The sequence below is a fragment of the Salimicrobium jeotgali genome, assembly GCF_001685435.2.
Lineage (GTDB): Bacteria > Bacillota > Bacilli > Bacillales > Halobacillaceae > Salimicrobium > Salimicrobium album.
On record NZ_CP011361.2, the window covers coordinates 653,828 to 679,012 of the forward strand.

Sequence of the window (25,185 nt, forward strand, 5' to 3'; positions counted from 1 at the left end):
AAATGACATGATCGATTGTTTCAGCGCCTTTCCCCCGAAGGCGCTTTTTTACTACCGTTACGTACAAACAAAGGGGGATTTACATGTTCAGCGGCCAATGGCTCCTAAAACAGGAACTGCCGGATTATATCGATCCGTCCACTCTCCCGGCTCACCCGGGTATTATCCGCAGGCAGTGCCAGCGCTGCGGTAATAAAGCACGGTACAAGTTTGCGCGTTTCCCGCATGCGGCGTGCGGGAAGAAGTGCCTCTATTGCCGCAACTGCATCCTGATGGGACGTGTTTCGTCCTGCGAAGTCCTGTACGAAATGCCTTCCTCGGTGCAGCTGCCGATTCCGGATACTCTGAAGTGGGAAGGGACCCTCACCCGTCACCAGCAGCATGCGGCAGACGAAATAAAGAATACTGTCATAAGAAGAGGGCAGCTGCTCGTCCACGCCGTCTGCGGCGCCGGAAAAACCGAAATGATTTTCCCCGGCATCGAAGCGGCACTCGCCCGGGGAGAGCGGGTATGTATCGCCACACCGCGGGCTGACGTCGTCCGGGAGCTGTACCCCCGCCTCCGGCAAGCGTTCCCCGGCGTACCGGCCGCCGCTTTATATGGCGGCCACTCCGCTCAGGTCACCTACACTCCTGTCGTTTTAAGTACGACCCATCAGCTCTATCGTTACAAACAGGCTTTCGACGTCCTTTTTATCGATGAAGTGGACGCTTTCCCCTACCACAACGACCCTTCCCTCCAACGGGCTGCCCGGGAGGCAGCGAAACCGGATGCCGCTATCATTCACCTGACAGCGACGCCGGGGAGAAAACAGAAAAATATTCCGAAAGTATTCGTGCCGGTACGCTACCACGGGCACCCGCTGCCGGTACCCGTGTTCCACTTATTTCCCCGCATCCGAACGAAACTTCCGCACATCGAAGCAGGAGACCGTCAGCTGCTTATATTCGCTCCCACAATTTCAAGGGCCGAGGAAATCGCGGCTGAACTCTGTGTTCCTCACGTCCATTCGGACACACCGGAGCGCGAAGAGGTGATCGACGCCTTCCGTAACCGTAAGATCCACACACTCGTGACGACGACGATTCTCGAACGCGGCGTGACTTTTCCGTCGGTGGACGTGTACGTCATCGATGCCGGTCATGACGTGTTCGACGAAGCGGCTCTCGTACAGATTGCGGGGCGTGCGGGCAGGAGCTCCGATGACCCGGACGGAGACGTGCGCTTTTACATGGAAGGAAAGACCGATGCTGTTATAGCAGCACGGGATGCGATTAAAAAGATGAATAAAAGGGGATACAATACATGAAGTGTGTCTACTGCTTTCAGCCGGTTCATCCGAAAACGGACTGGCGTAATGCTTTCCTCCCCGGGCGGCCGTCACGTTTGTGCGAGGAGTGTATGAACGGTTTTGAAGTCATCACGGAAGGGTGTCCGCGCTGCTGCAACCCGCGTTACAGCGAAACGTGTCCCGACTGCCGGCAGGACTCTGCGCTCCTCTCGAACACCTCCCTTCTTTTCTACAACGATTTTGCGAAAGAGTGGATGGCCCGGTTCAAATATCGCGGGGACTATGAGCTGATTGCTTCGATGTCCGTCTTCCTTCCTTACTTTGTGAGAGGGAAAGCTGTGCCGGTGCCGCTCAGTGATGTACGTCTCGAAGAACGGGGCTTCAATCAGGCAGAGGCGATCACCGAACTTCTGATGAAGAGACCGCGACCGTACCTGAAACGGTCCCACTCCGAAAAGCAGGCGAAGAAATCGAAACAGGAACGGGAAAGAGGTGCCAATCCTTTTCTTCCCGTACAGCAAGTGCGGGGGAATCTGCTTTTAATCGATGATATCTATACGACGGGCACGACGATGAAGCAGGCGGCAGCCGTACTGAAAGAAAACGGAGCCGATTCCGTCCGGGGCTTAACGCTTTTCCATTCCTGACGATAATAGAAGAAAGACGTACAGGGAGTGGAATATATGGCAGAACCGGCGAATTGTTCGCGATGCGGCGGACTTTTTATGAAACGAACGCATACGTTCTGTGAGACGTGCCGCAACCGCGAAGAGCTGGACTACCGCGCCGTTTACAAATTTCTGCGTGAGCGGGAAAACAGAGCAGCGACCGCCGATGTGATCGCGGAGGCCACAGGAGTTGAAGAAAAGCAGATCCGTAAGTTCGTAAAAGACAGGCGGCTGCACCCGATGAACTTCCCCGGTCTGTCGTACGCGTGCGAGCGGTGCGGGGGAGCGATCCGGCAGGGACGGCTGTGCGCCTCGTGCAGCAAGGAACTGAACGAGGCTCTTGCTAAGATCGACAGAAATGAAAAAGCACGCGAAAATCGGAACCACCGGGAAGAGGAGCCTGAGATCATCCGGAGTTCCTACTACTCGATAGATCGTAAAAAGCGGTGATTTCCGCTTAACTTTCTCATGATTTTGCCGATATAATAAAGAAGAAGGCTACGGAATGAACAGAAAAGAGGTGAGTCGGATGAGAATCAACGGAACGAATCAGACGAATTGGAACCCGTATCAAAAACAGGCGCAACAGCAGAAACAGGTGCAGGCGCAGCCGAATCAGGACAGACTGGAAATCTCCGATGCCGCCAAGTCGATGCAGGAGGCGGGAAAACTTCCGGAAGCCCGTAAGGAACGTCTGGAAGAACTGAAGCTGCAGGTGGAGAACGGTACGTACAAAGCGGACCCTTCTGTCATTGCCAGAAAAATGATCAATTTCTTCTCTGAAGGAGAATAAAGGAGCCGTACGTTATGATCGAACCGATAATATCCGACATGAAGCGTCTCGTGAAGCTGCACAGAAGTCTGCTTTACGTCTCGAAGGAAAAGACGGAGGCGCTGAAATCGAACGATACGCCGAAGCTCCGGCAGCTGGACCTTGAGGAGAAGAAGCATATCCAGGCGATTCAGAAAGTGGAAAAAGGGCGGCAGGAGCACGTAAACGACTGGTACGCCCGGCAGGGAACCGAAGATCAGCAGACGATCAGCGATATGCTGACTCACCTGGAAGGGGAGGAACACGAGCAGCTGAATGAAGAGTATGAGGCGATGATTCTCGTACTGGCCGACCTTAAACATCAGGAGCGGCTGAACGGGGAACTGACGAAACAGTCGCTGCAGTTCATCAATCTCTCACTCGACCTTCTTAAGCCCGAACTCGCGAATCTGAATTACGGCAGCGAAGAGAAACCGGCGCACTCGAACAGGTCCATCTTCGATTCGAAGGCGTAAGGAAAAGAGGAATAACTATGATGTCCACCTTTCATGGACTGGAAGTAGCCAAGCGCGGACTGTTCACCCAGCAATCCGCGCTTTATACGACCGGTCATAATATATCGAACGCCAACACCGACGGCTACAGTCGGCAGCGCATCAATATGGAACAGACGGGCGCTTTCCCATCAGGATCCAGGAACCGTCTCGAAATCGCCGGACAGATGGGAAGCGGCGTACAGGCCGGAAGCGTCCAGCGCGTACGTGAAGCTTTTCTTGATGAGCAGTTCCGGTCCGAGGCGAAGAAGCTCGGATATTACGACGCTCTTGAAAACGGACTCGGCAAAATGGAAGACGTTATGAACGAACCGACGGACCAGGGTCTCGCAAAAACGATGGACCGGTTCTGGCAGTCGCTGCAGGATCTTGCGGTGAACCCGGAGGACGCCGGTGCCCGTGCTGTCGTGAAAGAGCGCGGCAAAGCCGTGGCCGAGACGTTCAACTACCTGTCGAATTCGATACAGACGCTGCAGCGGGACGCGAAACGGGAAGCGGACATTACGGTGAAGAATGCCAACTCTATCCTCCAGCAGATCGATCAGCTCAACCGGCAGATCGGCAACGTGGAGCCGCACGGTCAGCTTCCTAACGATCTGTACGATCAGCGCGACCGTCTCATCGACGACCTGTCGGAGATCGTCAGTATAGACGTGTCGTATGAAAAGAGTGCCGCCTCCTCCAAAGACATAGCGGACGGCCTGGCAACGGTGCGTCTTGCCGATGCTCTCGGGCGTCCCCTTGATGGAGCGCCGGCGCTCGTGGATGCAGGCGGCGCCCCGGCGAGCTCGCTTTCCGTGGACTACCGGGAAACGGACGGCCGCATCGCTTTCGACTCTCTCCGCGTGTTGCATTCGGACGGGGAGACCGCGTCTCTCGACTTCCATACATTACCTTCCCCCGGCAAACTGAAAGGTCTCGCCGATCTTGCGGGTACGGTAACGGCCACGCCTCAGAGCAGCGCGGTGATGGTATCGGACGCTTTCCCTGTCAATAAGGAAACAGGCGGAGCGACATTCCCTGAAGGAACGCTTACCCTTACCGGATCTTTTGTGAACGAAGACGGAGAAGTCGACCAGGGAGAGACGGTGGAAATCGCTTCTTCGGGGAAAGAAACGATGGAAGAAATAGCGGCTCGGATCAGTAAAGAGGAAGGTCTCGAAGCGGAAGTACTTTCCCAGGACGGGGAGCAGCGGCTCCTCGTCCGCTCGGAAGCGGCCGGCCGCAGTGCGGCGCTAACCGTTACGGGTGATGGAGCGGAAGGTGCCGGATTACAAGGGACGGTCGAAGGGAGTAACGAGCAGGAGGGGAGTTACGCTTCCATGCTTGATGATCTCGATAAGCTGGCCACCTCGTTTGCGACGCAGTTCAACGCCGAACATAACGACGCGGAGAGTGCCGGACTGGAAGGGGGACCGTCAGCGACGACGGATTTCTTCTCCTACGGAAACTCCTACCCGGATACAGGCGGTGTGTACAGAGGGCTCGCTTCTGCACTTGATATAACCGGTGCGATTAAGAAGAACGCCGGAATGATCGCAGCGGCCAATTCGACAAGTGTCGGAGACGGGGACAATGCCCGGGACCTCGCTGTCCTCCGGGACAAGGTGGATGGACTTCTCGGCGAAGGGGCGACCGTCAGTACCTTTTACGAAGGGATGATCGGCGGAATGGCTGTGGAGACGCAGGAAGCGGGACGGATGAGCGACAATATACAGACGCTCCGGGATTCCGTCCAGAACCGGCGTTTTTCGGTCAGTCAGGTCTCCCTCGATGAAGAAATGACGAACATGATCAAGTTTCAGCACGCTTACAATGCTTCTTCGAGGAATATAACCGCTATTGATGAAATGCTGGACCGCGTCATTAACCAGATGGGCGTCGTCGGAAGGTAGGGATGAAGAATGAGAATTACGCAGGGGATGCTTTCGAGTAACATGCTGCGCAATATGAGTAAGAGTTACGAAAGTATGGGCAAATACCAGGATCAGCTGACTACCGGCAAAAAGATCAGCCGACCGTCGGATGACCCGGTAGTGGCCATGCAGGGCATCAACTACCGCTCCGAGCTCACGAAAATCGGCCAGTTCCAGCGCAACATCGGCGAAGTGTACAACTGGATGGACAGCTCGGATGCGGCACTCGATAAAGCGACGAAAGCTATGCAGCGCGTACGCGAGCTGACGGTGCAGGCCAGTAACGATACGAACGGCGAGCAGAGCCGGGAGAGTATCGCCAAGGAAATCGAACAGCTGGCCGGCCACCTCAGGGATATCGGCAACACGCAGGCGAACGGCAAATACCTTTTCAACGGAACCGATACGCTCACCGCCCCGATGGACGCGCGGCAGGCGACAGACCCCGCGACCGGAGAAACCGGGGAAGTACGTCTGCCGGTGAACAGTACGCCCGTCACGATTGAAGTATCAAAAGGCATTCCTCTGCAGGCGAACGTCGACGGCACGAAGGTGTTCGGAGGCGGGAATACGGATGAGGATGGACGTCAGCTGTTCGATACGTTGCAGCAGCTCGCGACTGACCTGAGGAATCCGGGGACGCATGAGGAAGAGCTAAGCAGCTATCTTGAAAGCATTGACGAGCACGTGAATACCATCATTGACGAGCGGGCCGACCTCGGTGCCCGGATGAACCGGAGAGATCTCGTCGAAGACCGGCTCGGCACGCAGGAGATCATCGCTACCCGGGTTTTGTCCAATAGTGAAGATGCCGAAATGGAAAAAGTGATTACGAATCTGAAAACGGAAGAAAGCGTACTAAGAGCCGCCATGGGAGCGGGAGCAAGGATCATTCAGCCGACACTTATGGACTTTCTGCGTTAATGCGTTAAGGAGCACCTGAAATTGCCAGGCGCTCTTTTTTATAACAAAAGAGAGGGGCACGGGTATGATGATGGCGAGAATGGAAGTGAACACGCAGCAGGCGAGACTCGAGGTACGAACGCATAACGCGGAGCTGACTATACGTCAGCCGAAAGCCGAGCAGCGCATCGCGCAGCCGCCGGCAGACGTGACCATCAGGCAGCGGCCGGGAAAACTTTCAATTGATCAGACTACCGCTTGGCACAATCTGCAGTTCTATTCGTCGGCGGAGCGGACGGATCTGGTGGCGGACTTCGGTCATCAGGACTGGATAGAAGGGCTCGAGCGCGTCGCCCGGGAAGGGGACGAGCTGATGAGGATAGAGAATCAGGGGAACCCGGTAGCCGCTCATGCGAAACAGAACGCCGTATGGGAAATCGCTTATAACCCGGGGAGCAGTCCGGTGCATGACCTGGTAAATGTGACGTATGAAGCGCGTCCTGCGGAGATTGACGTGAAGCGGAGCGACCCGGTCATAACCACAACTGCGAAACCTCCTGAATTCAGCTATCAGCCCGGGCGTGTGGACATTTCTCTGGCGCAGTACCCGCGTGTTACGATTGATTGGAAAATATGAGAAACAAAGGTGAGGATTTTATGAAAGTGGCAACGAAATATTTCGGAGAAGTGACAGTCGAGGATAAAGAAATCGTGCACTTCTCTCAGGGACTGCCGGGATTCAGACACATCAACGAATTTATCCTGTTACCGCTGCCGGATGCGCCGATGTACTCGGTTCTGCAGGCGGTCGGGGAAAAAGAGACGGCTTTTGTCACAGCGAACCCGTATTTATTTTTTAAAGACTACGAGTTTGATATAGACGAAAATTCGAAAGTGGAACTGCAGCTGGAGACGCCGGAGGACGTGGGGCTGTACTGCGTCCTTACGGTGAGGGACCCCTTCCGCGAGTCGACGATTAACCTGCAGGCGCCCGTCGTCATCAACAAGCGGACGAACCAGGCGAAGCAGCTGATTTTAAATAGCAGCCGGTATCATACGAAACACGGAATCGCCGATCAGAAAGCGGGGGATGAGCATGTTAATCCTTAACCGGAAAGAAAACGAGTCGATCACGATCGGGGATGACATCGAAATCAAAGTGGTGTCCGTCGAAGGGAACCAGGTGCGCATCGGCATCGATGCCCCCTCCCACCTGGACATTCACCGCAAGGAGATTTACATGGCCATCCAGGAAGAGAATAGAGCCGCAGCTTCGGCTTCGGATGATTTGATGAATCTGTTAAAAAGAAGTCAAAAAGAGTAAACAATCAAAAAAGCCGGCCGATATAATAAGTGTAAAGCCAAACACTTAAGTCGGCCGGCTTTTCCTTTGGCAACACATCTTAATTATTCCACAAGGACGTGGAATCTAAAATCAGGGAGGATACTAATTATGCGTATTAATCACAACATTGCAGCTTTAAACACTCACCGTCAGCTGGGAAGCGCGAATAACGCTCAGCAGAATTCTATGGAGAAACTTTCATCAGGTCTCCGTATTAACAGTGCGAAAGACGACGCAGCAGGTCTTGCGATTTCCGAGAAGATGCGTGGACAGATTCGCGGCTTGGATATGGCTTCTAAAAACGCCCAGGATGCGAATTCCATGATACAGACGGCAGAAGGCGCACTGAATGAAACTCATGATATCCTGCAGCGCATGCGTGAGTTGGGAGTTCAGGCTTCGAACGATACGAACACAACTGCTGATCGTGAAGAAATCCAAAAAGAAGTTAATCAGCTGACTTCTGAAATAAACAGAATTGGTAACACAACAGAGTTTAATACTCAGAAATTGTTGAACGGTTCAAAGGATGAGTCCACTGGGACTACACCAGGGCAAGTGTCTATCGGTTCACTGGACTTTGATTTTTCCGCAGGAAGCGAGCTGAATGGCTGGACCGTTGAGACTGGTACTGTCACTAACGATACATCAGCATCTGCATCTATTGATACAACCAACCAAAAAATTGTTATCAATGGAGACTTTGACGATACTACCGCTGGAATGGTAGCAGCTGGAGATTTACAAACTGAAATTAATAATGCGTTATCAACAGCAGGATTTACACAAACCGTATCCGTCACTGGAACTGCAACTGATGGTACTTCTACGGGTGTATCATCAAGCGCTTTAACAGGTGGTACTGATGCTGGTTCATCTCTTCAATTCCAAATTGGAGCTAATGAAAATCAAAGTTTAACATTGGATATCTCTGATATGAGAGCCGATAATTTAGGTCTAACTAGGGCAGGCAGTGATGCTAAGTTTGGCGTAACGGATGGTACGAATAGCACCGTTACCGAAATGGCTCTTGATGTAACATCACATACAAGTGCGGCGGATGCCGTAACTAAGATTCAGTCTGCGATTGATCAGGTCTCGGCAGAACGTTCTAAACTGGGTGCGACTCAAAACCGTTTGGATCATTCAATCAACAACCTGAACACATCGTCCGAAAACCTGACCGCCGCGGAATCTCGTATCCGTGATGTGGACATGGCGAAGGAAATGATGAATCAGACGAAACAAAGTATTCTTTCCCAGGCTTCTCAGGCTATGCTTGCCAAAGCGAACCAGCAGCCACAGGGAGTTCTACAGCTTCTTCGTTAATATTGAATCGTTTATCAGAGGCTCCACTTCGGAGTCTCTTTTTTTATGTCCAGACTCCTCTTTTCCCCTCTTAACTTCTCCCGTTTTAAGCCGATACATACCATAACGAAAGACATCGCCAATCCTAAAAACTAAGCAGGTGAAATGATGAGTGATATGAGAATCGGAGGCCTTGCCTCCGGAATGGATACCGATAAAATCATCAGTGATCTGATGAAAGCGGAGCGCATGCCGCTGAAGAAGATGGAACAGGAACAGACCTCTCTCGAATGGAAAAGGGATGACTACCGGGAAGTGAATACGAAACTGCTCGGCTTCCGCGAAGAACTGGTGAACATGAAATTATCTGGAGTCTACCGGGCCCGCACCACTTCTTCCACCCATGAGAACCTGGCCAGCATTACTGCCACTTCCGCTGCTTCGGAGACAGGCTACTCACTCCAGTCCGTATCGCAGCTCGCGACTTCTGCGACAAAAGTAAATAGTGGCAGTCTGTTCAATACAAAAGATCAGATCAGCTCCTCCCAGTCGTTTGCAGAACTGGAGGCCAGCGAAAGTCTTGCCACGAGTGGCAGCTGGACGTGGAAGACGGGAAGCGTCGAGAAGTATGCGACCTCGATCGGGGAAGCGACGGCGAATCCGACTGTTCCTCTGAAAGAAGGAGCTTCGATTCAGAATCCGCTGTCTGAGATGATGGTGAAAGTGGACGGGAAACGGTTTGACGTCGTAGGGACGGAAGCGGAGCTCGATGAGAATTCGGTCATGGTGGACGCTTCCACCGGAGAACTGAGTTTTGCCACTCCGCTCGAGTCGAAAGCCCGGCTTGAAGTGTCCTACGTAGCCGATCGGGCGGTGGAGAGTTCCGTTGCAGGAGCCGATACGAACACCTTTACCTTGAAAAAAGAGGCGATTGTCCCGGATAGCCTGACGGTAACCGTGGACGGGGCTTCCGGAACAGCGACCTATACGACCGACGCGAACGGGGACATATGGAACGAAGCAAAGGATGCGGTCCTTGGAAAACTCGATGCCGGCAGCGGGAAAATCACGTTTAATGAAGCGATAGAAGAAAAAGCGGAAGTGACGTTCACCTACCAGGAGAACTATACGACTTCTTCCCTTGGCGCCCACACGTCGGACGGACCGAAAGAGGAACTGTTTTTCATTCAAGGCTCCGATTCGGTGAACGACTTCGTCAAAGACGTAAATGATGCCGATACCGGCGTCCGCATGTTTTTCGATGATTTCACCGGTCAAATGAGCGTCAGCCGTACCGAGACCGGGAACTTCAACGGCCAGGGGTCAGGAAGTGCGGGGTACGGACAGAACGCCGATCATCAGGAAATTTTCACGTCCGGAGCATTTATAAACAACGGGCTGTTGTTCGGAGGTGTGGAAGAAACAGGCGGGGATAACGCGAAGCTGGAGCTGAACGGCCTGCAGACGGAGCGGTCGTCCAACAATTTTTCCATGAACGGCGTTACGTTCAATCTGAAGGACACGTTCGGGGCACCGGGAACGAACAACCCGGGAACGTCCGGAGTGAATTTATCCGTCAGCAACGATACGGAAACCGTATTTGAAAACATTAAGAACTTCGTCGATAAATATAACGAAACGATTGAATTTCTGAACGATAAAGTGAGTGAAGAGTTTTACCGGGACTACAAGCCGCTGAGCGACGAGGAACGGGAAGCGATGACGGATAAACAGGGAGAGCTGTGGGATGAGAAAGCCCAGAGCGGCCTGCTTCGGAATGACCGGACGATCCGGAGTGCCTTAAGCGAGATGCGTCAGGGATTCTATACGCCTGTTAGTAATCCCGAGATCAGTTCGGAGTTCCAGCAGCTTTCGCGCATCGGTATTACGACCACCTCCAATTACCTGGAGGGTGGCAAACTTAAAATAAATGAAGCCGAACTGAAAAAAGCGATTCAGGAAGACCCGGAGTCGGTGGAGAAGCTGTTCACCTCATCGGATGAGGACTACGGCAGGAAGGGGATCGTTCAGCGCGTCTACGACTCTACGCTGCAGACGATGGAGAAGATTACCGATAAAGCTGGCAACCAGTTCCAGTCGCAGAACCAGTATTCCATCGGGAAAGATCTTAAAGGGCTGAAGGAAGAAATGAGCGATTTCGAAAACAGGCTGAATCAGATTGAAGACAGATACTGGAGAGAGTTCGGGGCGATGGAGAAAGCGATTCAGAAGATGAATCAGCAGTCGGCCTACATTATGCAGAATTTCAGCTATTAACAGAGGGGGAATTACATGTCCATCCAGGCGTACGAAAACAACACAGTGGAGACAGCGTCCCAGGGCGAGCTCGTTCTGAAACTGTACAACGGATGCATCAAGTTCATAAAAGCATCCGGAAAAGCAATGGAGAACAACGACATAGAGAAGAAGAACCTGAATATCCAGAAAGCGCAGCGTATCGTTCAGGAACTGATTATAACGACCGATCCGTCGTACGACATCAGCCAGCAGATTCTGCCGCTGTATGAATACATGAACCGCCGGCTGCTGGAAGCGAACACGAAGAATGACCGGGAAATTCTTGACGAAGTGCGGGGTCTGGCCGAGGAGTTCCGCGATACGTGGAAGGAAGTTCTTATACAGACGCGGAAAGCGGAATACAGTAAGGGCGGGAACGTGTAGTGGCGACGTGGGAAGAATTTTCGGCCATCACGCGCCATCTCGAAGGAGTGGTTCAGAGAAAGACGCTGAACCGCTCCGAACAGGTGGGTGAAATCGAAGCGCTGATCGACAAGCGCGGGAATATGATGCAGACACTACCGGAGCCCGGAGAGACGGAGAAACATATCGTAAGAGACGTCCTCGAACGTGACAAAACGATCAATCAGCGTCTGGAAATGATTTTCACCGGCGTGAAAGAGGATATGCGGAACAATAAGAAACAGAAGTCGACGAAAAATCAGTATACAAACCCGTATCAGAACGTAGCCGGTTCGGACGGCATGTTTCTCGACTCGAAGAAATAGAGCGGAGATGAAGAACAACACACAGAACCCTGCGGGCGCGATGTGTTGTTTTTTTGTCTACAGTCCTTCAGGCTATCGGCTTTTTTCTATTTTCAGGAGGTTTATTCTTTCTATTCCTTTATTAGTTTCAAGATTCGTTTCACATCCGCTGAGTCCACGATGAGCGTTCGGTGGTGACGCCTGCGGGAACAGCACGAGCCGAAGCTCCACCTGGTCAAATGATTTTTCTGACCAGGTTAGCTGAGGCCGTGCCCGCGGCAAGCATCCATCGATAAGCGATTCGTGAGAATCAATAACTCGATCAGGGGAGGAGCTTTTCAGCAGTCTCGTCCTGATTGGGGGATTTTTTTACGTTAGAGACAAAAGGTTTAAGGGTACAAGGTATCGTAGCATACAGAATGGAGGTTTCGGTTATGAAGGAAGTAATTCAGGCCGCCTTACGGGCAGGCCAGGAAATCATGAACGTATATGAAACGGATTTTGACGTGGAAGAGAAACAGGACCACTCCCCGATTACGAAAGCGGACGAGAAAGCACACGACATCATCGTGAAGCATCTCGAGGAGTATGACCCGTCCATCCCCATCCTCAGTGAGGAAGGGGCGCAGGTGTCCTACTCGAAGCGTCAGGACTGGGACGAATACTGGCTCGTCGACCCGCTCGACGGTACGAAAGAATTCGTGAAGCGTAACGGGGAGTTCACGGTGAACATCGCTCTTATCCGTGAAGGGAAACCGGTGTACGGTGTCATCTACGCTCCGGCACTGCAGGACCTGTACGTTGCCGATGCTGAAAAAGGCGCCTATAAATTCACGTCGGTCCTTGATAATTATAAAGACGGGCTCGAGGCCCTCCGTCTGCCTGCGATAGAAGCGAATAAAGACACGGCCACCGTGATCGTGAGCCGCTCCCACCAGTCGGAAGAAGAAGAGAGTTTCATCAACCGCATAAGTGAGAACTACAGTTCCGTAAATACCCTCACGTCCGGAAGCTCGCTGAAACTCTGTCTCATCGCAGAAGGTGTGGCAGACTTTTACCCACGCTTCAAACCGACGATGGAGTGGGACACGGCTGCCGGTCAGGCGATCGTGGAAATCGCCGGAGGCAAGGTGCACGTCGCGAATACGGATAAGGATCTCACATACAATAAGGAAGAATTGGAAAACCCTTCCTTCGTCGCTTCCCGAAACTGATGAATATAATATGGACGATAAACGGGGAACCCCAGAACAACGGGGTTCTCCAACCTTTTTATCATTTTTCAGATAATTCGCTCTAGTTTATGCAGAAGTCGCCAGGGGTATGGTAGAATGTAAGGTATATAAGGATGAAAGGAGGACACTTCTATATGTTCCAATTTAATATTCGTGGAGAAAACTTAGAAGTGACAGATTCTATTAGAGATTATGTGGAGAAAAAGGTGACGAAACTTGAGCGTTACTTTGACACTCCCCCATCTTCTGAGGTCCACGTAAACTTAAGTGTCTACAACAAAGAGCAGACGATTGAGGTGACAGTTCCGATGAAAAACCTTCTGCTTCGTGCGGAAGAGCATAACGCGGATCTATACGCTGCGGTCGATCTCGTTGTAGATAAATTAGAACGTCAAATCCGTAAACATAAAACGAAAGTGAACCGCAAGGCTCGCCAGGAAGGTGCTCCTAAACACGTATTTGCCGAAATGGAAAGAGACGCCCAGAGTCGTCTGGAGGAGGACGATGAGGAAGTGAAAATCGTCCGTACGAAACGGTTCGATCTGAAACCGATGGCCTCCGAGGAAGCGGCCCTTCAGATGGATATGCTTGGACACAGTTTCTACGTATTCACGAACGCGGAAACGGATGAAACAAATATCGTATATAAACGTCGTGACGGCCGTTACGGTCTGATCGAGACCTGATATCCCCCCTTGTAGTGATACGGGGAAATGAAGAACGGAGCACCGGATAACGGTATTTAAAATAGCGGGCTGCATGGGAGGACAATCCCTGTGCAGTCCGCTTTTCTCATGACGATTGTAACGTACGGCGAATTTTTACTCACTTTTTACATAAAAATTGAAAAGTTCACAGGTGCAAAATCGGTTTTCTCCCTCATATAAGCGCCCTGAATGCCTTTCTTCCATCTTTGTCATCCGTAAGCCGGATGTGCTATAAAAAGGTAAAGAAAAGGAGCGATGTGGCATGTGCGGGAAATGCGAACGTCTGGAAGCGAGAGTCCGGCAGCAGGAGGAGACGGTGGCTCAGCTTATTGAAATGATAGCCTCTGTAAACGGAAAAATGCAGTCATTGAACGAGAAGGAAAAAGGAGTCCCCGGGAGGCGGTGATTAGTTGTCACTCCTGTTCGGCTAGTGTTATCATATAGAATGGATACAGTTACGATATTGCTATGATACAGAGGAGCGTTCAACATGCTTGGATCATTGAAAAAAATATTTGGAGACGGGAACCAGCGTGAAATCAAACGTCTGCAGAAAATTGTCGATAAGATTGAAGCCCTGGAACCGGAAATAGAAAAGCTTACAGATGAAGAACTGCGTCAGAAAACAGATGAATTCAAAAAACGCTACGAAGACGGGGAAACGCTTGATGATCTGCTTAATGAAGCCTACGCCGTCGTCCGTGAAGGGGCGAAGCGCGTATTAGGTATGCGTCCGTTCCCGGTACAGATCATGGGGGCGATTTCCATGCACGAGGGGAATATTGCCGAGATGAAGACCGGGGAAGGGAAAACACTCGCGTCCACTATGCCTGCCTATTTAAATGCCCTGTCCGGCGAGGGCGTCCACATCGTCACTGTGAACGATTATCTGGCGAGCCGTGACTCGGAGGATATGGGAGAGCTTTACGACTTCCTCGGACTGACGACCGGACTGAATGCGAACGGCCTGTCTAAAGAAGAGAAGCGCGCGGCTTACAATGCGGATATTACGTACGGAACGAACAACGAGTACGGGTTCGATTACCTGCGCGATAATATGGTGCTGTACAAGGAACAGATGGTACAGCGGCCGCTTCCATTTGCAATTATTGACGAAGTCGACTCGATCCTTATCGATGAAGCGCGTACGCCGCTCATCATTTCGGGAACGGCGAAAAAGTCGGCGGATATGTACAATGCGGCCAATGCGTTCGTACGTCTGCTGAAGATAGATGAAGACTTCACGTATGACGAAAAGACGAAAAACGTTCAGCTGACTGAAGACGGTATCGATAAAGCGGAGCGCTATTTCAAAATCGAGAACCTGTTCGATCTCGGTAACGTGGCGCTCATCCACCACATTAACCAGGGTCTGAAAGCCCAGGAGACGATGCACCGCGATGCGGACTACGTCGTACAGGACGGGGAAGTCGTTATCGTCGACCAGTTTACGGGCCGCCTTATGCAGGGCCGCCGCTACAGTGACGGTCTGCACCAGGCAATCGAAGCGAAGGAAGGACTGCCGATTCAGAATGAAAGTATGACGCTTGCGTCCATCACGTTCCAGAACTTCTTCCGTATGTACGATAAGATTGCCGGTATGACCGGTACGGCGAAGACGGAAGCCGAAGAGTTTCTGAGCATCTACAATATGCACGTCGTCCAGATTCCTACGAATAAACCGATTATCAGGGAGGACCATGCCGATCTTGTATATAAAACGACCGACGGGAAGTTCCGTGCCGTCGTTGAAGAAATCAAGGAACGGTACGAAAAAGGGCAGCCTGTTCTTGTCGGTACCGTGGCGGTCGAGACGAGTGAAATCATTTCCCGTTACTTGAAGAAAGCGGGCGTGCCGCACAACGTGCTGAACGCGAAGAACCACTTCCGGGAAGCGGAAATCATCGAAAATGCCGGCCAGAAAGGTGCTATCACGATTGCGACCAACATGGCCGGCCGTGGTACGGACATCAAACTCGGCGAAGGCGTCGTCGATCTCGGCGGTCTTGCGGTTATTGGTACCGAACGTCACGAATCGCGACGGATCGATAACCAGCTCCGTGGCCGTTCCGGTCGTCAGGGAGATCCCGGTATGTCACGGTTTTACCTTTCGACCGACGATGAACTGATGCGCCGGTTCGCCTCCGATAACGTCCGCAGCATGATGGAGCGTCTCGGCATGGATGATTCTCAGCCGATCGAGAGTAAAATGATCTCCCGCGCCGTGGAATCTGCCCAGCGCCGCGTGGAAGGAAACAACTTCGATGCGCGTAAGACGATCCTCTCTTTCGACGACGTCCTCCGCCAGCAGCGGGAAGTCATTTATAAGCAACGCTATGAAGTGCTCACTTCCGAGAATCTGCGGGAAATCGTCGAGCAGATGATCGCGCGTACGGTCGCGCGTACCGTGCAGGCCCATACGGCTGATGAAGTCGATGAAAACTGGGAAATCGACGCCATCGTCAACTATTTGCGTTCGAATCTGCTGATGGAAGGTGACATTTCGGAAGACGATCTTAAAGGGAAAGAACCGGAAGAGATGGAAGAGCTTATTATGAAGAAAATACTCGAGCGTTACGATGAGAAAGAAGCGGAGCTCACCGAAGAACAGATGCGTGAGTTCGAGAAAGTTATTCTTCTTCGTACCGTGGACCAGAAATGGATGGATCACATTGACCAGATGGATCAGCTTCGTCAGGGAATCCACCTGCGTGCCTACGGACAGAATGACCCTCTCCAGGAATATCAGATGGAAGGGTTCCGCATGTTCGAGGAAATGGTCCAGGCGATCGATGAAGAGTCGAGCCGCTACGTCATGAAAGCGGAGATCCGCAACAACCTGCAGCGTCAGGAAGTTGCCGAAGGAGCCACCGCCGTTTCCGGAGATGGGGAAACCAAAGAGAAGAAAAAAGCGAAACCGTACGTGAAGCAGGATACGGTCGGACGTAACGACCCGTGTCCGTGCGGAAGCGGCAAGAAATATAAAAACTGCCACGGCAGCTGATTCATCCCCTGATTTTGGGGAGGTACACATTATTTAGGAGTGATCAGTAAAATGGAAATGTCAGAAATCAAGCACAAGCTGGACGAAGCGAGCCGGCAACTACAGAACTTCAGGGGGTCTCTTTGACGTCGATCAGCGGAAGACCCGAATCGCCGAACTTGAAGAGCAGATGACCGAGCCCGACTTCTGGAACGACCAGGAGACGGCTCAGGAAGTCATCCAGGAAGTGAATGGACTGAAAGGCCTCGTGCACACACTGGAGGATTATGAAGAAACCCTCGGAAACCTGGAAGTCTCCTATGAACTGGTGAAAGAGGAAGAAGACGAGGAACTGCGTGCGGATCTTGAGACGGAGACCGAGCAGCTTCATAAGGACCTTGATCAATTCGAGCTCGACATCCTTCTGAGCGAACCTTACGATAAGAACAATGCGATTCTCGAGCTGCATCCCGGTGCGGGCGGTACGGAATCGCAGGACTGGACGAGCATGCTTCTTCGTATGTATAAGCGCTGGGCCGAATCCCGCGGGTTCAAGGTGGAAACCCTCGATTACCTTCCCGGGGACGAAGCCGGTGTGAAGAGCGTCACGCTCATGATCAAAGGGCACAACGCCTACGGCTACCTGAAAGCGGAAAAAGGGGTGCACCGTCTCGTACGTATTTCACCTTTCGATTCTTCCGGACGTCGCCACACGTCATTTGCTTCCTGCGAAGTAATGCCGGAGTTCAATGATGAAGTGGAGATTGATGTGAAAAACGAAGATCTGAAAATCGATACGTACCGGGCAAGCGGTGCCGGCGGTCAGCACGTCAATACGACGGACTCGGCCGTCCGTATCACCCACCTGCCGACGAACACGATTGTGACGTGTCAAAACGAGCGTTCCCAGATCAAAAACCGGGAGCAGGCCATGAAAATGCTGAAGTCGAAGCTGTATCAGCAGGAAATTGAACGGCAGCAGCAGGAAATGGACGAAATCCGCGGAGAACAGAAAGAAATCGGATGGGGGAGTCAGATCCGCTCCTACGTCTTCCACCCATACAATATGGTGAAAGATCACCGGACGAATACTGAAAGCGGGAATACCCAAGGCGTCATGGACGGACAGCTGAACATGTTCATCAATGCCTACCTGCGTTCCCGGATGGACGGGTAACACCATCCTTATAAAAGACACGGCGAACACTTTCGCTGTGTCTTTTCTTTTGTTCCCGGGGACCTGCCTTCCGGTATGGATCCCTTTAACGTAGCAGTACATTATCTTGCTGTCATTTACAGAAAAATGCGGTACTGGTATACTCCTTAACGGTTAAAGATTGGAGGGGTTCCGTGGTTACACTGGATAAATATCGGAGAGAACCGATGCCGCCCCGGATGCGGCTGGCGATAGAATTCTCCTACGTCATTATCGGTTCTTTATTCATAGCACTTGCATTCAACCTGTTCCTGCTTCCGAACAATATCGCCTCCGGCGGTGTGGCGGGTATCAGTACGATTACGAAAGATGTGTTCGGCTGGGAGCCCGGAATTGTGCAGTGGGTGTTGAACATCCTGTTTTTTTCGATGGGACTGTTCATCCTCGGAAAGAATTTCGGAATCAAATCTCTCGTCGGGACGCTCATTCTACCCTTTTTCGTCCTGATTACGAGTGACGTTGTAACACCGACGGAAGACCCGCTGCTCGGGGCCATTTTCGGCGGAATGGGGATCGGTCTCGGCCTCGGTATCGTCTTCCGCGGGCGGGCGTCGACGGGCGGAGTGGATCTTGGAGCACAGGTGCTCCATAAATTCACGAAGCTGCCGCTCGGTATTTGTATCGCCATTCTCGACGGAACGATCGTATTCACTTCTGCTATCGTTTTCTCGGTGGAAGAAGGTCTCTATGCTCTCATCTCTTTATTCATTACGAGCCGTACGATCGATCTCGTCCAGGTCGGTTTCAATACGTCGAAAAACGTCATGATCATTTCAAAAAAAGAAATGGAAGTGAGACGTGCACTCCTGAATGATATCGACCGCGGGGTAACAGTGCTGAAAGGAGCCGGCGGATATACCGAAGAAGACCGGCCGGTCATCATGTGCGTCGTGCAGCAGAACGAGTTCATGAAGCTGACTCGTACCATTAAGGAAATCGATCCGGGAGCCTTCATTGTAACGATGAACGCAACGGAAGTTCTCGGCGAGGGTTTCAAAACTTCCTGAATAGGTTATAATGACAATATATGAAAATTTAAGGAGGTATTATATGAAGTGGAAATTGTTGACGGTCCTGTTCGCTGCTATGTTTGTACTTGCAGCCTGTGGGGGAGGCGGAGATGAAGGATCCTCCGGTGACTCCGGCGGCGACACGGGTACGGAAGAACAGGAAAGTTCCGGTGAAAGCAGCGGCGGTGAAGTGGATTCTGCAGCTGCTGAAGAAGCGTTCCAGGCTAACTGCGCGAGCTGCCACGGCGGTGACCTCGGCGGCGGTGTCGGACCTGCTCTTGATAGTGTAGGAGCTGACATGTCCCAGGATGATATCGTCACTATTATACAGAACGGAAGAGGCGACATGCCGGCTCAGGATGTAGACGAAGAAACTGCTACACAGATTGCAGGCTGGTTGGCTCAGAAAAAATAATACTTACCTTTATCTCCCCGGTGTGACTTTTACACCGGGGAGTTTTTTATGGGAAGGATTGGACGACTGTTCATTATTGATAACGAATTGTAGTTTTATTGAAATATAAATGTAACAATTTGTTGAACTAAATAATATAAAATGAATGATATACTATGTGCAGACTTTCAGCAGAGAGAAAAAAAGAAAAAAATACGGGAAAGTCGATTTTAAAGAAAAGTATAGGTGGTTAACTTATGATTGAAATGCAGGGAGTTTACAAGACTTACCCTAACGGTGTCACTGCATTGAATGGTCTCGACGTGAGGATTCAACAGGGGGAATTCGTTTACGTGGTAGGACCGAGTGGCGCGGGGAAATCGACGTTCACGAAACTGATTTTCCGGGAGGAGAAACCTTCGAAAGGGAGTATCCACATCAACGATCTGGATCTGGCAGCGATGAAGGAAAGACGGATCCCTAAGCTGCGGCGGAATATCGGAGTCGTTTATCAGGACTTCCGTCTGCTGCCGAGACTTACCGTTTACGAAAATGTCGCTTTCGCTCTTGAAGTGATCGAACAGCGGCCGGCGGAGATCAAGACCCGGGTTATGGACGTTCTCGAACAGGTGCGGCTTAAGAACAAAGCGAGATTCATACCTGACGAGCTCTCAGGGGGAGAGCAGCAGCGTGTATCGATCGCAAGAGCCATTGCCAACCGTCCGCGTATTTTGATTGCGGATGAACCGACCGGGAATCTGGATCCCGAGACCTCATGGGAAATTATGCACATCCTCGAAGAAATAAATCAGACCGGCACGACTATCCTTATGGCTACCCATAACCGTGAAGTGGTAAACCGGGTACGTAAACGTGTCATTGCTATTGAAGACGGAGTTATCGTACGGGATGAGCGTCGGGGGGATTACGGCTATGAAGATTAGAACGATAGGCCGTCACCTCCGCGAAGGCCGTAAGAGTGTTTTCCGTAACGGGTGGATGACGGTATCGGCCATAGGAGCGACCACGACGACGCTGTTGCTGGTCGGAGTGTTCCTCGCTGTAATGCTGAACCTGAACCAGTTCGCAAATTCCATCGAAAATGATATTGAAGTCCGCGTATTTATCGAACGTACTGCAGATGAAAGTCAGGTCGAACAGCTCGGTGATGATATCGAAGCGATCAATGAAGTGGCTTCGGTGGAATACTCATCCAAAGACGAAGAGCTTGAAGGGCTCGTGGACAGTCTCGGAGATGAGGGGAAAGCGTTCGAACTGTTCGATCAGACGAATCCGCTCAATGACGTGTTCGTCATTGATCCCTCCAGCCCTTCCGCCGCAGATTCCATCGCCTCCGATGTCAGGGAGCTGAAGTTCGTGGATGAAGTGGATTACGGAGAGGAAGTCGTGCAGAGAATTTTTACTTTCAATGAATATGCACGCACCATAGGCCTTGTGCTCATTATAGGTCTCGTTTTTACGGCTATATTCCTTATTTCGAATACGGTACGTATAACGATAGTGGCAAGAAGAAAAGAAATCGGAATCATGAAGCTCGTCGGGGCGACCAATGCGTTCATACGCTGGCCTTTCTTCATTGAAGGGATGCTTCTCGGCCTGCTTGGCTCTATCATCCCGATTGCGGCTGTAACCGGAGGTTATTATTACCTTTATTATCATTTGAGAGATTCGATCAATTTCGATTTCGTCCAGCTTCTGCCTTTTAATCCATTCATATGGCAGCTGTCGGGACTTATTCTGGCAATAGGCGTGTTCATCGGCATTTGGGGAAGTGTGATGAGCGTGCGTAAATTCTTGAAAGTATAGACAGTCTTAGGGAGGAATACGGGAAATGAACAAGGGACCATCCATGCTGTTGATAACAGCACTAATTGCAGCTTTACTATTCACCGCCCTTCCGGGGAGCGCATTTGCGAATCTCGGCAGCGTAAATAATAAGATCAGCAATTTACAGGAAGAAAAGAAAAACGTCGACGATAAGCAGAATGACGTATCCGAAGAGAAGAACCAGAAAGAAACGGAACTCTCCGAAAACGAAAAGAAACAGGCGAAAGAGGAAGAAGCGATTAAAAAGATAGATTCGAAGCTTTCCGATACGCTTGCGAAACTGAGAGAGAAAGAAGACGAAATCTCGGCAACGAAAGAAGAGATCGAAGAACTTAAGAAAGAAATCGCCGACCTTGAAGAAAGTATAGCCAAAAGGGAAGAGATCCTGACGGACCGTCTCCGTTCACTTCAGCAGAACGGCGGAGACGTGAAGTACATGGAAGTGCTGCTTGATTCCCAGAGTTTCGGGGACTTTCTGGAACGTGCTTCCGCTGTTACGACCATCATGGACCAGGATAAGAACATCTTCGATACCCACGTGGAAGAGAAGAAAATGCTTGAGAATAAGAAACAGGAACTGGTCGATAAAAAGTCTTCACTCGAAGAGCAGAGAGCGGATCTGAAGCAGCTGAAGGCCGATCTCGACAGTCAGTTGAAAGAGAAAGAGAAGCTGATGGAAGAGCTTGAAATAGAACATGGAGAGCTGCACAATACTAAACTTAATCTTGAGGAAGAACAGCAGATCCTCGAGAGACAGGAAGCTTCCATCCAGTCCGCTATTCAGGAAGCGGAAAAACGCGCTGCCGAAATAGAAAAGCAGAAGCGAGAAGAAGAAAGAAAACGGAAAGAAGAAGAACGGAAGAGAAAAGAAGCGGCAGCAGCTAAAGCCGAAGCAGAGGCAAAAGCTGAAGCTGAAGCTGAAGCACAAGCCGCTGAACAGGAAGAAGCAGAACCGGTTGAGGAAACACCGGAAGTGAGCACAGCGAGTGCTTCAGACAGCAGCTCTTCCGCCGCTCCGGAAGAAGCATCCAAGCCTGAAACGTCCACATCCTCAGCAACAGAAAGTCCGGCACCTGAGCCGGAACCTGAACCTGAACCGGAAGCATCAGCACCCGCTACAGGAGGATTTATAAATCCGGCTCCGGGTCCGGTTACTTCCGAGATGGGCCCTCGCTGGGGTCGCATGCATACGGGAATAGACATCGGCGGAAACGGAATCCCGATTAAAGCCTCCGCTTCCGGCCAGGTCTTCCGTTCGTACCAGTCCGGCTCCTATGGGAATGTCGTTATGCTTACGCATTCCATTAACGGGAAGGTGTATACGACAGTGTACGCCCATATGCAGAACAGAGAAGTATCAGAGGGGGACTGGGTGAGCCAGGGTCAGCAGCTCGGCCTTATGGGGAACACAGGACGGTCCACCGGTCCTCACCTTCACTTTGAATTGCACGAAGGTCGATGGAGTCAGGATAAACGGAACGCCGTCAACCCGCGCAAATATGTCAACTTTTAATAAGAGTTTCCACTTCCCGGGTGTTCGATTAACCCGGGGAGTTTTTTTGTAATAATAAATCTGAATTTTTAAATAAATGTATTGACTTACCCGTTTTATTCATTATAATGAACAGTAAGAGGTGAATAACATTCCCGACAGGAATAGTCGAACTCCTCTTAAAACAGTGCTTTACCCAGCGTGGGCAATGAAACCTTAAATAAATCCTGCTTTAACGAAAAGGCAAACCTTATGAAAATAAGGGACGCAAAGCCATGGGTCTAAGGGAGAATCATCCTAAGACAGCCGGTTATCGAAAAAAGGTGGTGATGATCAGTGACGAATAGCTGTTTGTTGAATACGCACAGTTACGAGGTGAAGCTGCATCCGATGCAGAATTCTCCTTAACATATACGCGTGATTACGAAATGATTGAATCATTGCCCAAAAAACAGACCTTGAAGCAGTATATATAAATACCCACTCTATGTATGGAACGAAGAACACTCCCCCCTTCAATATGATAGATCAACGGATTATAAAAAAATGCCCGGTCTTTTATTAAAACCGGTGAGCACATGAAAGAGTCAGGAGACATCTCCCCGGTCGAGCTCCGGATAAACGTCGCTCTATTTCCCGGGAAATAGTTCCGCTGCTCCCGGTGAGGTCTCCCTCCGATTTTAATGAAGACGAGACATGATGATTCCCGCCGTTACCATCGACTCTCCCACTCTTAAGTCCTGATAACGGTTATTATTAAGCCCTGCTTCTCTCTGAATGAGAGGTGCAGGGTTTTTGAATGTGAAAAAATAATAGAGCGGGTTTCTTTTTCTATGTTAAGATTAGGAAAGTATTTAAGTTCTTCAGAGAAAGGTGCCTTCACTATGAATTGGAAAAATCGTCACATAATTATACTGGCCGTTGTCGCGCTGCTCGTCGGGGCTGCCGGAACGTATATCGGTATGCAGTGGTTCGCTCCGGGAGAGACAGCGACGTCCACAGAGGACTCTTCATCCGGAAAAAGCTTCGGGGACATGACGCAGGAGGAGCAGAAAGCTTTTATAGAGAATGCCCAGGGGTCCTCGAATTTAAAAAAGGTGGAAAAGGCTTACACTCTCATTGACGAACGTTACGTGGAAGATGTGGATAAGAGTACACTCGTCGAAGGTGCCATAGAAGGTATGATCAATAAACTGGATGATCCCTACAGTACGTATATGGATCAGGAGACGATGGAGCAGTTCAACCAGTCCATCGAGTCCTCATTTCAGGGGATAGGGGCTGAAGTGAGTATGGTGGACGATAAAGTGACCATCGTTGCACCTATCAAAGGATCTCCCGCTGAGGAAGCGGGGCTGAAGCCGAATGACCAGGTTCTGAAAATAGACGGGGATTCGACGAAGGGGCTCGATCTTCAGGAGGCGGTCAATAAAATACGCGGGGAGAAAGGTACGGAAGTCACGCTCACCGTCGATCGCCCGGGAGCGCCGGAGCCGATTGAAATAACGATCACCCGTGATGATATTCCGAAAGAATCCGTATACAAGGACACGAAAGAGGTAGACGGAAAGAAAGTCGGCGTCCTTGAAATAACGTCTTTCTCCGAAGAGACGTCGAAAGAATTCAAGAAACATTTGACCGATCTTGAAGAAGAAGGAATCGAAGGGCTGGTCATTGACGTACGGGGGAATCCCGGCGGACTATTCACAGACGTTCAGGACGTGCTGAAGCAGCTCGTTCCGGACGACAAGCCGATCGTTCAGATCGAAAGCAGGGACGGGGAGAATTCGAAATACTATTCCGAACGCAGTTCCGGAAAAGAGTATCCGATTTCCGTGCTGATTGATGAAGGAAGTGCCTCCGCCTCCGAAATCCTCGCCGCTGCGATGAAAGAGATCGGCAATCACCCGGTGGTCGGTACTACGAGTTTCGGTAAAGGTACAGTGCAGCAGGCCGTGCCGATGGGGGATGGCAGTACGCTGAAGCTGACGATGTTTAAATGGCTCACTCCGAACGGCAACTGGATCCATGAAGAAGGGGTGACGCCTACGGAAAAAGTGAAGCAGCCGGCATTTTTCTATACCCATCCTGTAACAGCTGAAAAGACGCTCGATACGTCGTCTTCCGGTGACAAGGTGAAGAATGTCCAGCAGATGCTGAAAGGTCTCGGATATGCGAAGACGGAAACGGACGGCTCTTACGGGGAAGGTACGGAAGCCGCTGTAAAAGCGTTTCAGCAGGATCATGATCTGGAAGCTACAGGAGCCGTCAATGAAAAGACGGGCGGTGAGCTTGAAAAGCAGGTCGTCGAAGAAGTGCAGAAAGAAGAGAATGACAGACAGATGCAGAAAGCGCTCGACGTCCTTTTCCGGGATGCCTGAGACCGGAAGTCATAAGACCTGCAGCCCGGGCGGCTGCGGGTCTTTTTACAGATAGAATACGCACGTGGTGAATGAAAACGATTCTCATATTCATTGACAATCTATAGCCTGCCACGTAAAATCTTATACAGAAACTATTTTTGTGCCGTCGTATAA

25 protein-coding genes and 1 riboswitch are annotated in these 25,185 nt (G+C 51.0%); all 25 genes read left to right on the top strand.

Features of this window, described 5'->3' with window-relative positions; genetic code table 11:
• The first annotated feature begins 83 nt into the window (after window positions 1-83).
• Entirely contained in the window at window positions 84-1,310 is a 1,227-nt protein-coding gene (locus AAV35_RS03235) for an ATP-dependent helicase ComFA (RefSeq protein WP_008587004.1), read from the top strand.
• Window positions 1,307-1,939 (top strand): ComF family protein, encoded by a 633-nt coding sequence (locus AAV35_RS03240; protein ID WP_008587007.1) that lies wholly within the window; start codon window positions 1,307-1,309, stop codon window positions 1,937-1,939. Before AAV35_RS03235 ends, AAV35_RS03240 begins: the two co-directional genes overlap by 4 nt.
• Before the next feature lie 36 nt (window positions 1,940-1,975).
• Window positions 1,976-2,410 carry a TIGR03826 family flagellar region protein gene (locus AAV35_RS03245; RefSeq protein ID WP_008587009.1) on the top strand — a complete coding sequence of 145 codons (435 nt, stop codon included), beginning with the start codon at window positions 1,976-1,978 and terminating at the stop codon, window positions 2,408-2,410.
• Between the two features lie 55 nt (window positions 2,411-2,465).
• Window positions 2,466-2,753, top strand: a complete 288-nt coding sequence (flgM, locus tag AAV35_RS03250) for a flagellar biosynthesis anti-sigma factor FlgM (protein ID WP_008587011.1) — start codon at window positions 2,466-2,468, stop codon at window positions 2,751-2,753.
• A 14-nt stretch (window positions 2,754-2,767) separates the two neighbouring features.
• Window positions 2,768-3,247: a flagellar protein FlgN gene (locus AAV35_RS03255; protein ID WP_008587013.1), complete on the top strand. Its 480-nt coding sequence runs from the start codon at window positions 2,768-2,770 to the stop codon at window positions 3,245-3,247.
• Between the two features lie 17 nt (window positions 3,248-3,264).
• Window positions 3,265-5,181, top strand: a complete 1,917-nt coding sequence (flgK, locus tag AAV35_RS03260; protein ID WP_040608984.1) for a flagellar hook-associated protein FlgK — start codon at window positions 3,265-3,267, stop codon at window positions 5,179-5,181.
• 9 nt (window positions 5,182-5,190) lie between these two features.
• Complete coding sequence (flgL, locus tag AAV35_RS03265) at window positions 5,191-6,126, top strand: flagellar hook-associated protein FlgL (RefSeq protein WP_008587017.1); 936 nt, start codon at window positions 5,191-5,193, stop codon at window positions 6,124-6,126.
• Between the two features lie 64 nt (window positions 6,127-6,190).
• Entirely contained in the window at window positions 6,191-6,742 is a 552-nt protein-coding gene (locus AAV35_RS03270) for a DUF6470 family protein (protein ID WP_008587019.1), read from the top strand.
• Between the two features lie 20 nt (window positions 6,743-6,762).
• On the top strand, window positions 6,763-7,215 hold the full coding sequence (gene fliW, locus AAV35_RS03275) for a flagellar assembly protein FliW (protein ID WP_008587021.1): 453 nt from the start codon (window positions 6,763-6,765) through the stop codon (window positions 7,213-7,215).
• The gene (gene csrA, locus AAV35_RS03280) at window positions 7,202-7,429 is read left to right on the top strand and encodes a carbon storage regulator CsrA (protein WP_008587023.1); all 228 of its coding nucleotides are present in this window, start codon (window positions 7,202-7,204) and stop codon (window positions 7,427-7,429) included. Before fliW ends, csrA begins: the two co-directional genes overlap by 14 nt.
• Window positions 7,430-7,558: 129 nt before the next feature.
• A complete protein-coding gene (locus AAV35_RS03285) occupies window positions 7,559-8,779 on the top strand; it encodes a flagellin N-terminal helical domain-containing protein (protein WP_008587025.1) in 1,221 nt (406 codons plus the stop codon).
• A gap of 147 nt (window positions 8,780-8,926) precedes the next feature.
• Entirely contained in the window at window positions 8,927-11,035 is a 2,109-nt protein-coding gene (gene fliD, locus AAV35_RS03290) for a flagellar filament capping protein FliD (protein WP_008587027.1), read from the top strand.
• A 15-nt stretch (window positions 11,036-11,050) separates the two neighbouring features.
• On the top strand, window positions 11,051-11,440 hold the full coding sequence (fliS, locus tag AAV35_RS03295) for a flagellar export chaperone FliS (protein ID WP_008587029.1): 390 nt from the start codon (window positions 11,051-11,053) through the stop codon (window positions 11,438-11,440).
• Window positions 11,440-11,784, top strand: coding sequence for a flagellar protein FliT (fliT, locus tag AAV35_RS03300; protein WP_008587031.1), 345 nt, complete (start codon window positions 11,440-11,442; stop codon window positions 11,782-11,784). The genes fliS and fliT overlap by 1 nt, the downstream gene beginning before the upstream one ends.
• 413 nt (window positions 11,785-12,197) lie before the next feature.
• Window positions 12,198-12,977: a 3'(2'),5'-bisphosphate nucleotidase CysQ gene (gene cysQ / locus AAV35_RS03305; protein WP_008587033.1), complete on the top strand. Its 780-nt coding sequence runs from the start codon at window positions 12,198-12,200 to the stop codon at window positions 12,975-12,977.
• A gap of 155 nt (window positions 12,978-13,132) precedes the next feature.
• Window positions 13,133-13,684, top strand: coding sequence for a ribosome hibernation-promoting factor, HPF/YfiA family (hpf, locus tag AAV35_RS03310; RefSeq protein ID WP_008587035.1), 552 nt, complete (start codon window positions 13,133-13,135; stop codon window positions 13,682-13,684).
• Window positions 13,685-13,967: 283 nt separating this feature from the next.
• Window positions 13,968-14,111, top strand: a complete 144-nt coding sequence (locus AAV35_RS14315; RefSeq protein WP_156330833.1) for a DUF4806 domain-containing protein — start codon at window positions 13,968-13,970, stop codon at window positions 14,109-14,111.
• An 84-nt stretch (window positions 14,112-14,195) separates the two neighbouring features.
• Entirely contained in the window at window positions 14,196-16,709 is a 2,514-nt protein-coding gene (gene secA / locus AAV35_RS03315) for a preprotein translocase subunit SecA (RefSeq protein ID WP_008587037.1), read from the top strand.
• A gap of 51 nt (window positions 16,710-16,760) precedes the next feature.
• A protein-coding gene (gene prfB / locus AAV35_RS03320) for a peptide chain release factor 2 (protein WP_179946307.1) occupies window positions 16,761-17,865 on the top strand; the annotation gives its coding sequence in 2 pieces (ribosomal slippage) (window positions 16,761-16,832 and window positions 16,834-17,865; 1,104 coding nt in all).
• 206 nt (window positions 17,866-18,071) lie between these two features.
• Entirely contained in the window at window positions 18,072-18,911 is an 840-nt protein-coding gene (locus tag AAV35_RS03325; RefSeq protein ID WP_040609029.1) for a YitT family protein, read from the top strand.
• A gap of 43 nt (window positions 18,912-18,954) precedes the next feature.
• Window positions 18,955-19,329 (top strand): cytochrome c551, encoded by a 375-nt coding sequence (gene cccB, locus AAV35_RS03330; protein WP_008587044.1) that lies wholly within the window; start codon window positions 18,955-18,957, stop codon window positions 19,327-19,329.
• A gap of 236 nt (window positions 19,330-19,565) precedes the next feature.
• Window positions 19,566-20,252 carry a cell division ATP-binding protein FtsE gene (ftsE, locus tag AAV35_RS03335; RefSeq protein ID WP_008587046.1) on the top strand — a complete coding sequence of 229 codons (687 nt, stop codon included), beginning with the start codon at window positions 19,566-19,568 and terminating at the stop codon, window positions 20,250-20,252.
• A complete protein-coding gene (gene ftsX, locus AAV35_RS03340) occupies window positions 20,242-21,135 on the top strand; it encodes a permease-like cell division protein FtsX (RefSeq protein WP_008587048.1) in 894 nt (297 codons plus the stop codon). The genes ftsE and ftsX overlap by 11 nt, the downstream gene beginning before the upstream one ends.
• Before the next feature lie 25 nt (window positions 21,136-21,160).
• A complete protein-coding gene (locus tag AAV35_RS14605) occupies window positions 21,161-22,669 on the top strand; it encodes a murein hydrolase activator EnvC family protein (protein ID WP_008587051.1) in 1,509 nt (502 codons plus the stop codon).
• A gap of 211 nt (window positions 22,670-22,880) precedes the next feature.
• A riboswitch (cyclic di-GMP riboswitch) is annotated at window positions 22,881-22,966 on the top strand.
• A gap of 566 nt (window positions 22,967-23,532) precedes the next feature.
• Entirely contained in the window at window positions 23,533-25,029 is a 1,497-nt protein-coding gene (locus AAV35_RS03350) for a S41 family peptidase (RefSeq protein WP_008587053.1), read from the top strand.
• Window positions 25,030-25,185: the final 156 nt, after the last annotated feature.

Excerpts from the sequence above, each read along its gene's own strand:
- hpf (WP_008587035.1), top strand. The coding sequence starts at position 13,133 with ATGTTCCAATTTAATATTCGTGGAGAAAACTTAGAAGTGACAGATTCT.
- AAV35_RS03245 (WP_008587009.1), top strand. The coding sequence starts at position 1,976 with ATGGCAGAACCGGCGAATTGTTCGCGATGCGGCGGACTTTTTATGAAA.
- AAV35_RS03240 (WP_008587007.1), top strand. The coding sequence starts at position 1,307 with ATGAAGTGTGTCTACTGCTTTCAGCCGGTTCATCCGAAAACGGACTGG.
- ftsE (WP_008587046.1), top strand. The coding sequence starts at position 19,566 with ATGATTGAAATGCAGGGAGTTTACAAGACTTACCCTAACGGTGTCACT.
- cccB (WP_008587044.1), top strand. The coding sequence starts at position 18,955 with ATGAAGTGGAAATTGTTGACGGTCCTGTTCGCTGCTATGTTTGTACTT.
- flgK (WP_040608984.1), top strand. The coding sequence starts at position 3,265 with ATGATGTCCACCTTTCATGGACTGGAAGTAGCCAAGCGCGGACTGTTC.
- flgL (WP_008587017.1), top strand. The coding sequence starts at position 5,191 with ATGAGAATTACGCAGGGGATGCTTTCGAGTAACATGCTGCGCAATATG.
- flgM (WP_008587011.1), top strand. The coding sequence starts at position 2,466 with ATGAACAGAAAAGAGGTGAGTCGGATGAGAATCAACGGAACGAATCAG.
- secA (WP_008587037.1), top strand. The coding sequence starts at position 14,196 with ATGCTTGGATCATTGAAAAAAATATTTGGAGACGGGAACCAGCGTGAA.
- AAV35_RS03285 (WP_008587025.1), top strand. The coding sequence starts at position 7,559 with ATGCGTATTAATCACAACATTGCAGCTTTAAACACTCACCGTCAGCTG.
- fliD (WP_008587027.1), top strand. The coding sequence starts at position 8,927 with ATGAGTGATATGAGAATCGGAGGCCTTGCCTCCGGAATGGATACCGAT.
- fliW (WP_008587021.1), top strand. The coding sequence starts at position 6,763 with ATGAAAGTGGCAACGAAATATTTCGGAGAAGTGACAGTCGAGGATAAA.
- AAV35_RS14605 (WP_008587051.1), top strand. The coding sequence starts at position 21,161 with ATGAACAAGGGACCATCCATGCTGTTGATAACAGCACTAATTGCAGCT.
- cysQ (WP_008587033.1), top strand. The coding sequence starts at position 12,198 with ATGAAGGAAGTAATTCAGGCCGCCTTACGGGCAGGCCAGGAAATCATG.
- csrA (WP_008587023.1), top strand. The coding sequence starts at position 7,202 with ATGTTAATCCTTAACCGGAAAGAAAACGAGTCGATCACGATCGGGGAT.
- fliS (WP_008587029.1), top strand. The coding sequence starts at position 11,051 with ATGTCCATCCAGGCGTACGAAAACAACACAGTGGAGACAGCGTCCCAG.
- AAV35_RS03325 (WP_040609029.1), top strand. The coding sequence starts at position 18,072 with ATGCCGCCCCGGATGCGGCTGGCGATAGAATTCTCCTACGTCATTATC.
- AAV35_RS03270 (WP_008587019.1), top strand. The coding sequence starts at position 6,191 with ATGATGATGGCGAGAATGGAAGTGAACACGCAGCAGGCGAGACTCGAG.
- AAV35_RS14315 (WP_156330833.1), top strand. The coding sequence starts at position 13,968 with ATGTGCGGGAAATGCGAACGTCTGGAAGCGAGAGTCCGGCAGCAGGAG.
- ftsX (WP_008587048.1), top strand. The coding sequence starts at position 20,242 with ATGAAGATTAGAACGATAGGCCGTCACCTCCGCGAAGGCCGTAAGAGT.
- AAV35_RS03255 (WP_008587013.1), top strand. The coding sequence starts at position 2,768 with ATGATCGAACCGATAATATCCGACATGAAGCGTCTCGTGAAGCTGCAC.
- AAV35_RS03350 (WP_008587053.1), top strand. The coding sequence starts at position 23,533 with ATGAATTGGAAAAATCGTCACATAATTATACTGGCCGTTGTCGCGCTG.
- AAV35_RS03235 (WP_008587004.1), top strand. The coding sequence starts at position 84 with ATGTTCAGCGGCCAATGGCTCCTAAAACAGGAACTGCCGGATTATATC.